This window comes from Streptomyces sp. NPDC040410 (genome assembly GCF_055595715.1).
The window spans coordinates 57,981-71,257 of the sequence record NZ_JBVIVK010000024.1; the positions used below are offsets into that span (position 1 = coordinate 57,981).

Here is a 13,277-nt window from a genome sequence, read left to right on the forward strand (position 1 = left end):
CGTCTGTAAGCGAACCGATACCCAATTCACCCCGGCGAGTGATACTGCCGAGGCCCGTGCGGTTTCAGTGCTTGTAGAAGCCCTGCCCGCTCTTGCGTCCGATGTCACCGGCGTCAACCATCCGGCGCATCAGCTCCGGCGGGGCGAACTTCTCGTCCTGGGACTCGGTGTAGATGTTGCTGGTGGCGTCCAGCAGGATGTCGACGCCGGTCAGGTCCGCCGTGGCCAGCGGGCCCATCGCGTGGCCGAAGCCCAGCTTGCAGGCGAGGTCGATGTCCTCGGCGGTGGCGACGCCCGACTCGTACAGCTTGGCGGCCTCGACGACGAGGGCCGAGATGAGCCGGGTGGTGACGAAACCGGCCACGTCGCGGTTGACGACGATGCAGGTCTTGCCGACGGACTCGGCGAACTCCCGCGCGGTGGCGAGGGTTTCGTCGCTCGTCTTGTAGCCGCGCACCAGCTCGCACAGCTGCATCATCGGGACGGGCGAGAAGAAGTGCGTGCCGACGACGCGCTCCGGACGCTCCGTCGCGGCCGCGATCTTGGTGATCGGGATGGCGGAGGTGTTGGAGGCGAGCACGGCGTCGTCGCGCACGATCTTGTCCAGGGCGCGGAAGATCTCGTGCTTGACTTCGAGCTTCTCGAAGACCGCCTCGACGACGATGTCCGCGTCGGCGGCGGCGTCCAGGTCGGTGGTCGCGGTGATCCGGGCGAGGGCGGCGTCGGCGTCGTGCGCCTCGAGCCTGCCCTTGCCGACGAACTTGTCGTACGAGGCCTTGATGCCGTCGGTGCCACGCCGCAGCGCCTCGTCGGTGACGTCGCGCAGGACGACGTCCCAGCCCGCCTGGGCGGAGACCTGGGCGATACCGGAACCCATGAGTCCGGCGCCGATGACGGCAAGCTTCCGTGCCACTGTACGACTCCCCTTTGAACGCTTGCACGCTGTTTACGTGGGGGTCCCCCGGGTCGAGCGCAGCCGAGAGCTGGGGGAGCCTCTTCGGCGGACACTAGCGGTCGTGAGGGGCTGTGTGACCGGTAAGTAACGCGCGTCACGTCTCAAATGACGGACATCACACCGGCAGGGGTCACGGCACGCCTCGTACGGCGTAGTTGAGCACCTTCTCGCTCAACAGCACCTCGATGCCGCCGAGGAGCACAAGTACCTCCCGTGACACTTCGTCCGGATTGCGCCCGGCGCCCCCCTCACGGCCAGCATGGCCGAAGAAGGCCGTCCGATCCACGCGATCTGACCGGCGATCAGACGGGCGACGGATCGCGCGCGCGTGCCGGCCTCCCTGCCGTGGGGTGTGCCGGTGGCCCTCGGCACGGCCGTGCTCCCCGTGACAGTGGGCACACGTGTCTTCCGTACCGCCGGAGCGTAACTACGCTGGCCTCATGGTCAATCTGACGCGCATCTACACCAGGACCGGCGACAAGGGCACCACCGCCCTCGGGGACATGAGCCGGGTCGCCAAGACCGACCTGCGGATCTCCGCGTACGCCGACGCCAACGAGGCGAACGCGGTGATCGGCACGGCGATCGCGCTGGGCAGCCTGGACGAGGAGATCGTCAAGGTTCTCACCCGCGTCCAGAACGACCTGTTCGACGTGGGTGCGGACCTGTCGACGCCGGTGGTGGAAAGCCCCCGATTCCCGCCCCTGAGGGTCGAGCAGTTCTACATCGACAAGCTGGAGGCGGACTGCGACCGCTTCAACGAGCGGCTGGAGAAACTGCGCTCCTTCATCCTGCCCGGCGGCACCCCGGGCGCGGCCCTGCTCCACCAGGCCTGCACGGTCGTACGCCGGGCCGAGCGGTCGACATGGGCCGCGCTGGACGTGCACGGCGAGGTGATGAACCCGTTGACCGCGACCTACCTGAACCGGCTGTCCGACCTGCTGTTCATCCTCGCCCGCACGGCCAACAAGGACGCCGGCGATGTCCTGTGGGTCCCCGGCGGGGAGCGTTAGCGCACCTTGGCCGGTTCCCGCTTCGGAAAGAGGGTGCAGCTGACGGCGATGCCACATTGATGCCGGTCAGCCACAGCATCCTCTGCTGCCACGCCTGCGGCGAGCCGCTCTCGCCGTCGCCGCCGGCATATCAGCTCGCGGCCCGCAGCAGGGCCTGGCGGCCACTGCGGCGGGGATCCGGCGGCCCGCGACCTTCCACTCGTGGACGGTGCGAGCCGCGCCGTACTCCGGCGGCTTCACAGGTGGCGGACCGCCCGCGAAACGATGGGCGGCCCGGGAGTCCGCCCACCTGATCGTGGAGTGGCCCAGGCCCACGGTGAGGCCGATACGGGCGGCGGGGCCGTGCTTCCAGTGCCTCCGCTCCCCGTTCTCGAGGTCATCGCCGTCACGGTGAACAGCACGACCTCCAGCAGCGGCTCGCACAGCATGGTCGTCGCCGAGATTCTCGCCGACGTGCTCGTGCTCACCACGTTCGACTGAAGGCCCGCTCGACGCCGTACGGACCGTGGCTCGCGGGGAGGGAGTGATCGCGCCCACCGTCACCCGCCGTCTGATCTCCGGGTTCGCGGCCAAGCCCGTACGGGGGACAGCAGCCGGCCCCGGGGTCCTCGGCTCCCTCACCCGCCGGGAGCGCGAGGTGCTGCCGCGCCTCGGCCAAGTGCCGGCCACCACCGGTATTGCCGCCCGTCTCGACATGGCGGAGGCGACGGTGAAGACGCACGTCACCCGGCTGCTCGGGAGGGTGGAGCTGCGCGGCCGGGTCCAAGCGGCCGTGCCGGCACCGGAGTTGGGCATCCATAACTGCCACCAGTAGTGGTCCAGACCTATTGACCTGTGGTCCAGACCTTTCTATTCTCGCGGCACTGTGGGCGTGAGGCTCAGTCATGCCCCCGACAAAATCGAGGAGGCGCATGATGCGCTTCAGACACAGAGCCGCGGCAGGGTTCGCGACCCTGTTCCTCCCGCTGGCCGGCCTGGTCGGCCTCGCGAGCCCCGCCGAGGCCGCGACGACCGCGACCGCCACCTACGCCAAGACCCAGGATTGGGGCAGCGGCTTCGAAGGCAAGTGGACGGTGAAGAACACCGGCACCACGGCCATCAGCTCCTGGACGATCGAGTGGGACTTCCCCTCCGGTACGTCGGTCACCTCGGCCTGGGAGGCGGACGTCACGTCCTCCGGCACCCGCTGGACGGCGAAGAACAAGTCCTACAACGGCTCCATCGCCCCCGGCGCCTCCGTCTCCTTCGGCTTCAACGGCGCGGGCTCCGGCTCCCCGTCCAACTGCAAGCTCAACGGAGACAGTTGCGACGGCACCACGGTCCCCGGTGACGCCGCCCCCTCCGCGCCCGGCACCCCCACCACCTCCTCCGTCACCGACACGTCGGTGAAGCTCGCATGGAGCGCGGCCACCGACGACAAGGGCATCAAGAACTACGACGTCCTGCGCGACGGCGCCAAGGTCGCCACCGTGACGACCACGTCGTACACCGGCACCGGACTGACCGCCGGCACCGACTACTCGTACACCGTCCAGGCCCGCGACACCGCCGACCAGACCGGACCGGTCAGCGGCGCGGTCAAGGTCCACACCACCGGCGGCACCACCGAGCCGCCGCCGACCACCGGAGGAAAGGTCAAGCTCGGCTACTTCACCGAGTGGGGCATCTACGGCCGCAACTACAACGTCAAGAACCTGGTGACCTCCGGCTCCGCCTCCAAGATCACGCACATCAACTACGCCTTCGGCAACGTCACCGGCGGCAAGTGCGCCATCGGCGACTCCTACGCCGACTACGACAAGGCCTTCACCGCGGACCAGTCCGTCAGCGGCGTCGCCGACACCTGGGACCAGCCGCTGCGCGGCAACTTCAACCAGCTGCGCCAGCTGAAGGCGAAGTACCCGAACATCAAGGTGCTGTGGTCCTTCGGCGGCTGGACCTGGTCCGGCGGCTTCGGCGAGGCCGCCAAGAACCCGGCCGCCTTCGCCCAGTCCTGCTACGACCTGGTCGAGGACCCGCGCTGGGCCGACGTGTTCGACGGCATCGACATCGACTGGGAGTACCCGAACGCCTGCGGACTGTCGTGTGACACCAGCGGGGCGGCGGCCTTCAAGAACCTGATGTCGGCGCTGCGCGCCAAATTCGGCGCGAACTACCTGGTCACCGCGGCCACCACGGCCGACGGCTCGTCCGGCGGCAAGATCGACGCCGCCGACTACGCGGGCGCGGCGCAGTACGTCGACTGGTACAACGTGATGACGTACGACTTCTTCGGCGCGTGGGCGGCGCAGGGCCCGACGGCCCCGCACTCCCCGCTCACCTCCTACAGCGGCATCCCGCAGCAGGGCTTCACCACCGCCGACGCGATGGCCAAGTTCAAGGCGAAGGGCGTACCCGCGAGCAAGCTGCTGATCGGCATCGGCTTCTACGGCCGCGGCTGGACCGGCGTCACCCAGGCCGCCCCGGGCGGCACGGCCACGGGACCCGCGGCCGGCACGTACGAGCAGGGCATCGAGGACTACAAGGTCCTCAGGACGTCCTGCCCGGCCACCGGCACGATCGCGGGGACGGCGTACGCCTACTGCGGCAACAACTGGTGGTCGTACGACACTCCCGCCACGATCGCCGGGAAGATGGCCTGGGCGAAGAACCAGGGTCTCGGCGGAGCGTTCTTCTGGGAGTTCAGCGGTGACACCAGCAGCGGAGAGCTGGTGAGCGCCATCAACAGCGGCCTGAGCTGATCCCGTGCCCGGCGGTAACTACCGGGTGTTCAGGCCACGTTGACGCGCTGACCGGGCGGGGCTGCCTCCAGCCACGCGAGGAAACCGGTCAGCGCGTCATCGCTCATCGCGAGCTCGAGACGCGTGCCCCGGTGCAGACAGGTCAGGATCACCGCGTCGGACAGGAGCGCCAGCTCCTCCTCGCCCTCGGGGACGCGACGGCCGGCCACCTCGATCGCGGAGCGCTCCAGGACGCGGCGCGGACGGTAGGCGTAGGAGAAGACTCGGTACCACTCGATACGGTCGCCGTTGTAGCGGGCGACGCCGTAGCTCCAGCCCTTGCCGCTGGTGTCGGGTTTCTCCGGGACACCCCAGCGCAGACTGCAGTCGAAGGTGCCGCCGGAGCGCTGGATCAGCCGACGCCGCAGACCGAAGACGAACAGCCCCACCACCACTAGGGCCACGACCACACCGCACACAGTCAGAGCGAGGACCATCGACACCGACCTCCTCGTCTCCTAGGTAACGGAATGGAAAAAACACCCGTATTCGCCTCAGCCGCGGCTGGAGCCGGATTCCTCCGGTCCCAGCCGCGGCTGAGTGACGTCATCGCGTGGCGCGCGGGTCAGCGCGCCGCCGCCGCACGCAGTCGTACGTCCGCGCGGCGCTCGGCGGAGGCATCGCCCTCCGCCTTGGCGCGCTCGAGCTCCCGCTCCGCGCGCTGGACGTCGATCTCGTCCGAAAGCTCGGCGATCTCGGCCAGCAGCGACAGCTTGTTGTCCGCGAACGAGATGAAACCGCCGTGCACGGCGGCGACGACCGTTGCGCCATCGCTCGTACGGATGGTCACCGGGCCCGACTCCAGCACACCGAGCAGCGGCTGGTGACCGGGCATGACGCCGATGTCGCCGGACGTGGTGCGCGCGACGACCAGGGTGGCCTCGCCGGACCAGACCTCTCGGTCGGCCGCGACCAGCGCGACGTGCAGCTCAGCAGCCAAGGTGGCTCCTCGGGTCACCACCCGGCGGGTCTGCCGGGTGTTGGTTACAAGTCTAGTAGGCGTGGAAGAGGGGGCGGGACGACCCCGCCCCCTCAGATGAGCGCGAGGCTCAGGAGACGCCCAGCTCCTTGGCGTTGGCCTTGAGGTCCTCAATGCCACCGCACAGGAAGAACGCCTGCTCCGGGAAGTGGTCGTAGTCGCCGTCGATGATCGCGTTGAAGGCCGCGATCGACTCGTCCAGCGGGACGTCCGACCCGTCGACGCCGGTGAACTGCTTGGCGACGTGGGTGTTCTGGGACAGGAAGCGCTCCACGCGACGGGCACGGTGGACGACGAGCTTGTCCTCCTCGCCGAGCTCGTCGATACCGAGGATCGCGATGATGTCCTGGAGGTCCTTGTACTTCTGGAGGACCGTCTTGACGCGCATGGCGGTGGCGTAGTGGTCCGCCGCGATGTAGCGCGGGTCCAGGATGCGGGACGTGGAGTCCAGCGGGTCCACGGCCGGGTAGATGCCCTTCTCGGAGATCGGACGGGAGAGAACCGTCGTCGCGTCGAGGTGGGCGAAGGTGGTGGCCGGGGCCGGGTCGGTCAGGTCGTCCGCGGGGACGTAGATCGCCTGCATCGAGGTGATCGAGTGACCACGGGTCGAGGTGATGCGCTCCTGGAGGAGACCCATCTCGTCGGCCAGGTTCGGCTGGTAGCCCACCGCGGAGGGCATACGGCCGAGCAGGGTCGAGACCTCGGAACCGGCCTGCGTGAAGCGGAAGATGTTGTCGATGAAGAACAGCACGTCCTGCTTCTGAACATCGCGGAAGTACTCCGCCATGGTCAGACCCGCGAGGGCCACGCGCAGACGGGTACCCGGGGGCTCGTCCATCTGGCCGAAGACGAGGGCGGTCTTGTCGATGACGCCCGAGTCCGCCATCTCCTCAATGAGGTCGTTGCCCTCACGGGTGCGCTCGCCGACACCGGCGAACACGGAGACACCGTCGTGGTTGTTGGCGACGCGGTAGATCATCTCCTGGATGAGCACCGTCTTGCCGACGCCGGCACCACCGAACAGACCGATCTTTCCACCCTTGACGTACGGGGTGAGAAGGTCGATGACCTTGACGCCGGTCTCGAACATCTCGGTCTTCGACTCGAGCTCGTCGAAGTTCGGGGCCTTGCGGTGGATGGACCAGCGCTCGCCGTCGTACTTGTCGTCGCTGTTCAGCACCTCACCGAGGGTGTTGAACACCTTGCCCTTGGTGAAGTCGCCGACCGGAACGGTGATGCCCGTGCCGGTGTCGGTGACCGCGGCCTGGCGGACCAGACCGTCGGTGGGCTGCATCGAGATGGTGCGGACCAGGCCGTCACCCAGGTGCTGGGCGACCTCCAGGGTCAGGACCTTCTTCGCGCCGTCCTGGGCCGGGTCGGCCACCTCGACGTGAAGGGCGTTGTAGATCTCCGGCATGGCGTCGACGGGGAATTCCACGTCGACGACCGGGCCGATGACCCGGGCGACGCGGCCCGTGGCAACGGCCGTCTCAACTGTCGTCGTCATTACCTGTCACTCCCCGCGGTCGCGTCGGCCAGGGCTGCGGAGCCACCGACGATCTCGCTGATTTCCTGGGTGATTTCGGCCTGGCGGGCCGCGTTCGCAAGACGGGAGAGCGTCGTGATGAGCTCTCCCGCGTTGTCGGTGGCCGACTTCATCGCGCGGCGGGTGGCGGCGTGCTTGGAGGCGGCCGACTGAAGCAGCGCGTTGTAGACACGGCTCTCGACGTAGCGCGGCAGGAGGGCGTCGAGGACGTCCTCCGCCGACGGCTCGAAGTCGTACAGCGGAAGGATCTCGCCCTGGGGCGCCTCTTCAGCGACCTCTTCGAGGCGCAGCGGAAGCAGGCGGCCGTCGACCGCGTTCTGCGTCATCATCGAGACGAACTCCGTGTAGACGATGTGGAGTTCGTCCACGCCGCCGTCGGCCGTGTCCTTCTCGATCGCCTCGATCAGCGGACCCGCGACCTTCTTCGCGTCCGCGTAGGTGGGCTCGTCGGTGAAGCCCGACCACGACTCCGCGACCTTGCGCTCACGGAAGTTGTAGTGGGCCAGACCGCGGCGGCCGACGATGTACGTGTCGACCTCCTTGCCCTCCGCCTCAAGGCGCGCCGTCAGCTGCTCGGCGGCCTTGATCGCGTTGGAGTTGAAGGCGCCGGCCAGTCCGCGGTCGCTCGTGAGGAGCAGCACCGCGGAACGGGTCGCCGTCTCCGCCTCCGTGGTCAGCGGGTGCTTGGTGTTCGAACCAGTGCCGACCGCCGTGACCGCGCGGGTGAGCTCGGTCGCGTACGGCGCGGAGGCCGCCACCTTGCGCTGCGCCTTGACGACGCGCGAGGCGGCGATCATCTCCATCGCCTTGGTGATCTTCTTGGTCGCGGTGACGGACTTGATACGACGCTTGTAGACCCGGAGCTGGGCTCCCATGAGTCAGGTCCCTTCCGTCGTCACTTGGCCGCGGCGGCCGGCGCGTCTTCGCCAAGAAGCTTGCCGTCCGAGGTCTCGAACTGCTTCTTGAAGTCCGCGATGCCGTCGGCGATGGCCGTGAGGGTGTCGTCCGACATCTTGCCGCCCTCCTTGATGGAGGTCATGAGGCCCTGCTCCTTGCGGTGCAGGTACTCAAGGAGCTCCTTCTCGAAGCGGCGGATGTCGGCCACCGGAACATCGTCCATCTTGCCGGTGGTACCGGCCCACACGGAGACGACCTGGTCCTCGGTCGGCATCGGCTGGTACTGAGGCTGCTTGAGCAGCTCGACCAGTCGCTGACCGCGCTCCAGCTGGGACTTCGACGCGGCGTCCAGGTCGGAACCGAAGGCGGCGAACGCCTCCAGCTCACGGTACTGGGCGAGGTCCAGGCGAAGGCGGCCGGAGACCTGCTTCATCGCCTTGTGCTGCGCGGAACCACCGACTCGGGAGACGGAGATACCGACGTTCAGCGCGGGGCGCTGACCGGCGTTGAAGAGGTCCGACTCCAGGAAGCACTGGCCGTCGGTGATGGAGATGACGTTGGTCGGGATGAACGCCGAGACGTCGTTGGCCTTCGTCTCGACGATCGGCAGACCCGTCATCGAACCGGCGCCCAGTTCGTCGGAGAGCTTCGCGCAGCGCTCCAGCAGACGGGAGTGCAGGTAGAAGACGTCACCCGGGTAGGCCTCACGGCCCGGCGGGCGGCGCAGCAGCAGGGACACGGCGCGGTAGGCGTCGGCCTGCTTCGAGAGGTCGTCGAAGATGATGAGGACGTGCTTGCCCTCGTACATCCACTGCTGGCCGATGGCCGAGCCGGTGTACGGCGCCAGGTACTTGAAGCCGGCCGGGTCGGACGCCGGGGCGGCGACGATGGTCGTGTACTCCAGCGCGCCGGCCTCGTCGAGGGCGCCACGCACGGAGGCGATGGTCGAGCCCTTCTGGCCGATGGCGACGTAGACGCAGCGGACCTGCTTCTTCGGGTCGCCGGAGCGCCAGTTGTCACGCTGGTTGATGATCGTGTCGACGGCCAGGGCGGTCTTGCCGGTCTGGCGGTCACCGATGATCAGCTGACGCTGACCACGGCCGATCGGGGTCATCGCGTCGACGGCCTTGTAGCCGGTCTCCATCGGCTCGTGCACCGACTTGCGGACCATGACGCCCGGAGCCTGCAGCTCCAGGGCGCGGCGGCCGGACGTCTCGATCTCGCCGAGGCCGTCGATCGGGTTGCCGAGCGGGTCGACGACGCGGCCGAGGTAGCCCTCGCCGACGGCCACGGAGAGCACCTCACCGGTACGCGTGACCGGCTGACCCTCCTCGATGCCGCTGAACTCACCGAGGACGATGGCACCGATCTCGCGCTCCTCGAGGTTGAGGGCGAGGCCGAGGGTGCCGTCCTCGAACTTCAGCAGTTCGTTGGCCATGGCCGAGGGCAGACCCTCGACCTTCGCGATGCCGTCGCCGGCAAGGGTGACCGTGCCGACCTCCTCGCGCGAGGCCGCGTCCGGCTTGTACGACTGGACGAAGTTCTCCAGCGCGTCCCGGATCTCCTCCGGCCGGATCGTGAGCTCCGCCATCTGGGTTCCCTGCTCTCCTTGTTGGGCCCGAAGTTTCACTTTGGGGGGATGTCTAGACTCCGGACTCCCCCCTGAACGAGGTGAATCCTCTGCACGACCCAACCGGGCCGTAGGTACGTACTACTTATGAAGTTGCTGCTAGCTCGCCAGGCGGCGGCCGGCGTCCTCGATCCGGTCCGCGAGGGAGCCGTTGATGACCTCGTCGCCGACCTGCACCCGGATCCCGCCGAGGACCTCGGGGTCCACGTCGATGTTGAGGTGCATCTTGTGGCCGTAGAGCTTCCCGAGAGCGGCGCCCAGGCGCTGCTTCTGCGTGTCGCTCAGCGGTACCGCCGAGGTGACCACGGCCACCAAGCGGGCCCGGCGCTCGGCGGCGAGCTTGGACAGGGACTCCAGTCCCGCTTCCAGGCTACGTCCCCGCGGAGCGGTCACAAGGCGCGTCACCAGACGCTCGGTGGCCGGCTTGGCACGGCCGCCGAGCAGCCGGCGCAGCAGCTCGACCTTGGCGGCGGCGGTGGCCTTGCGGTCGGTCAGCGCGGCGCGCAGCTCGGTGTTCGAGGAGACGATCCGGCCGAAGCGGAACAGTTCGTCCTCGACGTCGTCGAGCTCGCCCGACGTCTGCGCCGCGGTGAGGTCGGCGATGTTCGCCAGCTCCTCCAGCGCGTCCACCAGGTCACGCGACTGCGACCAGCGGGAGCGCACCATGCCGGCCAGCAGGTCGGCGGTCTCGCCGCCGACCTGGCCGCCGAAGAGGCGCTGGGCCAGTTCGGCCTTGGCCTCACCGGCCTGCGCCGGGTCGGTCAGGACCCGACGCAGCGACACCTCGCGGTCGAGCAGCGCGGTGACGGCGGCCAGCTCGTCGGCGAGCCGCGCCGCGTCCACGGACGTGTTGTCCGTCAGCGCGTCAAGACGCTCGCGTGCGGCTGCCAGGGCCTCGCGGCTCGCTCCGTTCATCGCCCGGCCTCGGCCTTCTCCTCGAGCTCGTCGAGGAAGCGGTCGATGACGCGGCTCTGCCGGGCGTGATCCTCGAGGGACTCACCGACGAGCTTGCCGGCCAGCTCGGTGGCGAGCTTGCCGACGTCCTGACGCAGCGCGGACGCGGCGGCCTTGCGGTCGGCCTCGATCTGCGTGTGACCGGCGGCGACGATCTCCTCGCGCTGCCGCTGGCCTTCCGCACGCATCTCGGCGATGAGCGTGGCGCCCTGCTCCTGCGCCTCCTGGCGCAGACGCGCGGCCTCGTGGCGGGCCTCGGCGAGCTGGGCCTTGTACTGCTCAAGGACGCTCTTGGCCTCGGTCTGTGCGGCCTCGGCCTTCTCGATACCGCCCTCGATGGCCTCGCGACGCTCTTCCAGGACCTTGTTGATGGTCGGAAGGAGCTTCTTGGCGAGGAAGCCGAAGACGATGACGAAGGCGATGAGGCCGATGACGAGCTCGGGGATCGGCGGGATGAGGGGGTTTTCCGTCTCCTCGGCCGCCAGAATGAGCAGTTGGCTCATGTCAGTGCCTTTCGTCTAGTCGGCTGGTCGTGGATCGTCAGATCACTTGCCGTAGACGAACGGCATGACCAGGCCGATGAGGGCGAGCGCCTCACAGAACGCGAAGCCGAGGATCTGGTTGGCGCGGATCAGACCGGCGGCCTCAGGCTGGCGGGCGAGCGCCTGGGTGCCGTTACCGAAGATGATGCCGACGCCGACGCCGGGGCCGATGGCCGCGAGGCCGTAACCGATCGAGCCGAGCGAACCGGAGACAGCGGCAAGGGTCTGGGACATGCCAGTTCTTCCTTTTCTTTACGGACCGGTGGGGGTTGGCCACCGGACGACTGGGGGGTCGTGGTGCGGGGCACTCAGTGGTGCTCGGCGAGCGCACCCTGGATGAAGGTGCAGGTCAGCAGCACGAACACATACGCCTGAAGGGCCTGGATGAAGAGCTCGAACGCCGTCATCACGATGACCATGATGAACGAGACGCCCGCGTAGGCGATCCCGATGCCGTTGAGCAGGTACCAGCTGGCGATCGTGAAGAGCAGCAGCAGCGTGTGACCGGCGAACATGTTCGCGAAGAGTCGCACCGCGTGAGTGAACGGCCGGACGAGCAGGTTCGAGAAGAACTCGATCAGCATGGCCAGCGGGAGCACCGGGCCGAGCGACTTGTCATAGCCGGTGAAGTTCTTGAAGGCGCCGACGAACCCGTGGCGCTTGAAGGTCAGCGAGACCCAGAGGACGTAGACGATCAGCGCCAGGACGACCGGGTACGAGATGATCGACGTCACCGGGAACTGGGCGACCGGAACGATCGACCAGAGGTTCATCATCCATACGAAGAAGAAGAGCGTGACGACCAGCGGGACGTACTTCTCGCCTTCCTTCTTGCCGATGGTCTCGTAGACGATGCCGCGTCGGACGAAGTCGTAACCCGCCTCGGCGACCATCTGCAGCTTGCCCGGGACGACCGTCGGCTTGCGGAAGGCCGCCCAGAAGAAGCCGACGATGATGATCGAGCCGAGCAGCGCCAGCAGCATCGTCTTGTTGAAGTACACGTTGCTGTCGCCGTCGCCCCAGAGGGGCTCGAAGAGGAACGAGTGCAGGCCGGGAGCCGGGAAGCCACAGCCGTCAAAGATGTGGCAGTCGGTCTCGAAGGCGAGCACCTGCGTCGGGTCAGCACTCACCGCGGGCTCCTTCATCGTGGCGCATAGGTACGGCAACCTCGTTGTGTCGGCGCGGCGCGCAGCCGCGGTTCGGCACGGGACTGGTGTTTCGGATGTGAGGGCGGCTGTGGGGCATCTCGCCTCGCGATTGAGCAGGCGTCAGCTCAGATGCCCGCGCCCGCGATGCCGCAGTTGGCACCGGACGATAGCAGGAGATCTCAGACGCCTTTATCCCGGCCCTACCCCTCACGACGAGTGCCCCGACTTCTCGGGCTTGTCACCCGTCGAAGAGGCGCTCGAGGAGGTGGTCGAATCGGGTTCGACGTAGAGGATCTTGGACTTCATGTGCGCACGCGTCTGCGCGGCGATCCACACGAGGGTGGCGGCGACGAGCGTGAGCGCGAAGGACCTGGGGTTGAACAGTGTCGTGTTCTTGAACATCGCGACGAAGACGAACAGCAGCAGGATCTGCGCCGCGTAGAGCATCAGGCCCATCGCCTGGAAGAGGTGCGGAAGCGATTTGGCGGTGCGCTGCAGAACGTAGAGACCGAGCCCCATGAAGACGATGACGACCAGCGTCGCGACGACCGCCCCGATCGCGCCCTTGCCGCCGGCGACCACAGCGCTGACGACGGCGGCAACAGCGCCGACGGCAGCCGTGGGTACGGCAGCCTGGAGCAGGATCCGGACGTCATTGGACGGCATGGCGGCAACTCCGCTTTCACAGGGGGCAGGGTGTCGTCATGGACGAGCGTAGCCCCGGGGCCGAGTGTCGATTACTCGCGCCAATGGGCCGTCGCACTACGGCCCTTCAGCTCTGTCCCGGGTTCTCGTGAACCGTATCACAAACTATTTGATGCGGTCTTTACCAA

Annotated in this window: 14 protein-coding genes and 1 pseudogene; 3 read left to right on the forward strand and 12 right to left on the reverse strand. The window is 67.9% G+C overall.

What is annotated here, in order from left to right:
- Positions 1-64 precede the first annotated feature (64 nt).
- Positions 65-913, reverse strand: a complete 849-nt coding sequence (locus tag ACZ562_RS32910) for a 3-hydroxyacyl-CoA dehydrogenase family protein (RefSeq protein ID WP_471186790.1) — start codon at positions 911-913, stop codon at positions 65-67.
- Between the two features lie 482 nt (positions 914-1,395).
- Between ACZ562_RS32910 and ACZ562_RS32915 the strand changes: the two genes are divergently transcribed.
- A complete protein-coding gene (locus ACZ562_RS32915) occupies positions 1,396-1,968 on the forward strand; it encodes a cob(I)yrinic acid a,c-diamide adenosyltransferase (protein ID WP_471186793.1) in 573 nt (190 codons plus the stop codon).
- Here ACZ562_RS32915 and ACZ562_RS32920 read toward each other — a convergent pair.
- Positions 1,965-2,399: pseudogene (locus ACZ562_RS32920) on the reverse strand (hypothetical protein); the annotation flags it as partial. The gene ACZ562_RS32915 and the pseudogene ACZ562_RS32920 overlap by 4 nt on opposite strands.
- 74 nt (positions 2,400-2,473) lie before the next feature.
- Between ACZ562_RS32920 and ACZ562_RS32925 the strand changes: the two are divergent.
- A complete protein-coding gene (locus ACZ562_RS32925; RefSeq protein ID WP_471186796.1) occupies positions 2,474-2,782 on the forward strand; it encodes a LuxR C-terminal-related transcriptional regulator in 309 nt (102 codons plus the stop codon).
- A gap of 100 nt (positions 2,783-2,882) precedes the next feature.
- A complete protein-coding gene (locus ACZ562_RS32930; protein WP_471186904.1) occupies positions 2,883-4,709 on the forward strand; it encodes a glycosyl hydrolase family 18 protein in 1,827 nt (608 codons plus the stop codon).
- 29 nt (positions 4,710-4,738) lie between these two features.
- Here ACZ562_RS32930 and ACZ562_RS32935 read toward each other — a convergent pair whose 3' ends face one another.
- The 10 genes from ACZ562_RS32935 to ACZ562_RS32980 form a co-directional block, all read right to left on the reverse strand.
- Positions 4,739-5,185, reverse strand: a complete 447-nt coding sequence (locus tag ACZ562_RS32935; RefSeq protein ID WP_471186799.1) for a DUF2550 domain-containing protein — start codon at positions 5,183-5,185, stop codon at positions 4,739-4,741.
- Positions 5,186-5,313: 128 nt separating this feature from the next.
- Positions 5,314-5,688, reverse strand: coding sequence for a F0F1 ATP synthase subunit epsilon (locus ACZ562_RS32940; RefSeq protein WP_471186802.1), 375 nt, complete (start codon positions 5,686-5,688; stop codon positions 5,314-5,316).
- Positions 5,689-5,797: 109 nt separating this feature from the next.
- Positions 5,798-7,234 (reverse strand): F0F1 ATP synthase subunit beta, encoded by a 1,437-nt coding sequence (atpD, locus tag ACZ562_RS32945; RefSeq protein ID WP_471186805.1) that lies wholly within the window; start codon positions 7,232-7,234, stop codon positions 5,798-5,800.
- A complete protein-coding gene (locus ACZ562_RS32950; RefSeq protein ID WP_471186808.1) occupies positions 7,234-8,148 on the reverse strand; it encodes a F0F1 ATP synthase subunit gamma in 915 nt (304 codons plus the stop codon). The genes atpD and ACZ562_RS32950 overlap by 1 nt, the downstream gene beginning before the upstream one ends.
- A gap of 20 nt (positions 8,149-8,168) precedes the next feature.
- Entirely contained in the window at positions 8,169-9,761 is a 1,593-nt protein-coding gene (atpA, locus tag ACZ562_RS32955) for a F0F1 ATP synthase subunit alpha (protein ID WP_471186811.1), read from the reverse strand.
- A gap of 138 nt (positions 9,762-9,899) precedes the next feature.
- Positions 9,900-10,715: a F0F1 ATP synthase subunit delta gene (locus ACZ562_RS32960; protein ID WP_471186814.1), complete on the reverse strand. Its 816-nt coding sequence runs from the start codon at positions 10,713-10,715 to the stop codon at positions 9,900-9,902.
- Complete coding sequence (locus ACZ562_RS32965) at positions 10,712-11,257, reverse strand: F0F1 ATP synthase subunit B (protein ID WP_471186816.1); 546 nt, start codon at positions 11,255-11,257, stop codon at positions 10,712-10,714. The genes ACZ562_RS32960 and ACZ562_RS32965 overlap by 4 nt, the downstream gene beginning before the upstream one ends.
- 42 nt (positions 11,258-11,299) lie before the next feature.
- Positions 11,300-11,530, reverse strand: coding sequence for an ATP synthase F0 subunit C (gene atpE / locus ACZ562_RS32970; RefSeq protein WP_024884520.1), 231 nt, complete (start codon positions 11,528-11,530; stop codon positions 11,300-11,302).
- A 74-nt stretch (positions 11,531-11,604) separates the two neighbouring features.
- A complete protein-coding gene (gene atpB / locus ACZ562_RS32975; protein WP_471186819.1) occupies positions 11,605-12,441 on the reverse strand; it encodes a F0F1 ATP synthase subunit A in 837 nt (278 codons plus the stop codon).
- A gap of 210 nt (positions 12,442-12,651) precedes the next feature.
- Positions 12,652-13,110 (reverse strand): hypothetical protein, encoded by a 459-nt coding sequence (locus ACZ562_RS32980; protein ID WP_471186821.1) that lies wholly within the window; start codon positions 13,108-13,110, stop codon positions 12,652-12,654.
- Between the last annotated feature and the right edge of the window lie 167 nt (positions 13,111-13,277).

What these genes read in the sequence shown, in the direction of transcription:
- ACZ562_RS32915 (WP_471186793.1), top strand. Translation starts at nt 1,396, where the DNA reads ATGGTCAATCTGACGCGCATCTACACCAGGACCGGCGACAAGGGCACC.
- ACZ562_RS32930 (WP_471186904.1), top strand. Translation starts at nt 2,883, where the DNA reads ATGCGCTTCAGACACAGAGCCGCGGCAGGGTTCGCGACCCTGTTCCTC.
- ACZ562_RS32935 (WP_471186799.1), bottom strand. Translation starts at nt 5,185, where the DNA reads ATGGTCCTCGCTCTGACTGTGTGCGGTGTGGTCGTGGCCCTAGTGGTG.
- atpD (WP_471186805.1), bottom strand. Translation starts at nt 7,234, where the DNA reads ATGACGACGACAGTTGAGACGGCCGTTGCCACGGGCCGCGTCGCCCGG.
- ACZ562_RS32950 (WP_471186808.1), bottom strand. Translation starts at nt 8,148, where the DNA reads ATGGGAGCCCAGCTCCGGGTCTACAAGCGTCGTATCAAGTCCGTCACC.
- atpA (WP_471186811.1), bottom strand. Translation starts at nt 9,761, where the DNA reads ATGGCGGAGCTCACGATCCGGCCGGAGGAGATCCGGGACGCGCTGGAG.
- ACZ562_RS32960 (WP_471186814.1), bottom strand. Translation starts at nt 10,715, where the DNA reads ATGAACGGAGCGAGCCGCGAGGCCCTGGCAGCCGCACGCGAGCGTCTT.
- ACZ562_RS32965 (WP_471186816.1), bottom strand. Translation starts at nt 11,257, where the DNA reads ATGAGCCAACTGCTCATTCTGGCGGCCGAGGAGACGGAAAACCCCCTC.
- atpE (WP_024884520.1), bottom strand. Translation starts at nt 11,530, where the DNA reads ATGTCCCAGACCCTTGCCGCTGTCTCCGGTTCGCTCGGCTCGATCGGT.
- atpB (WP_471186819.1), bottom strand. Translation starts at nt 12,441, where the DNA reads ATGAAGGAGCCCGCGGTGAGTGCTGACCCGACGCAGGTGCTCGCCTTC.
- ACZ562_RS32980 (WP_471186821.1), bottom strand. Translation starts at nt 13,110, where the DNA reads ATGCCGTCCAATGACGTCCGGATCCTGCTCCAGGCTGCCGTACCCACG.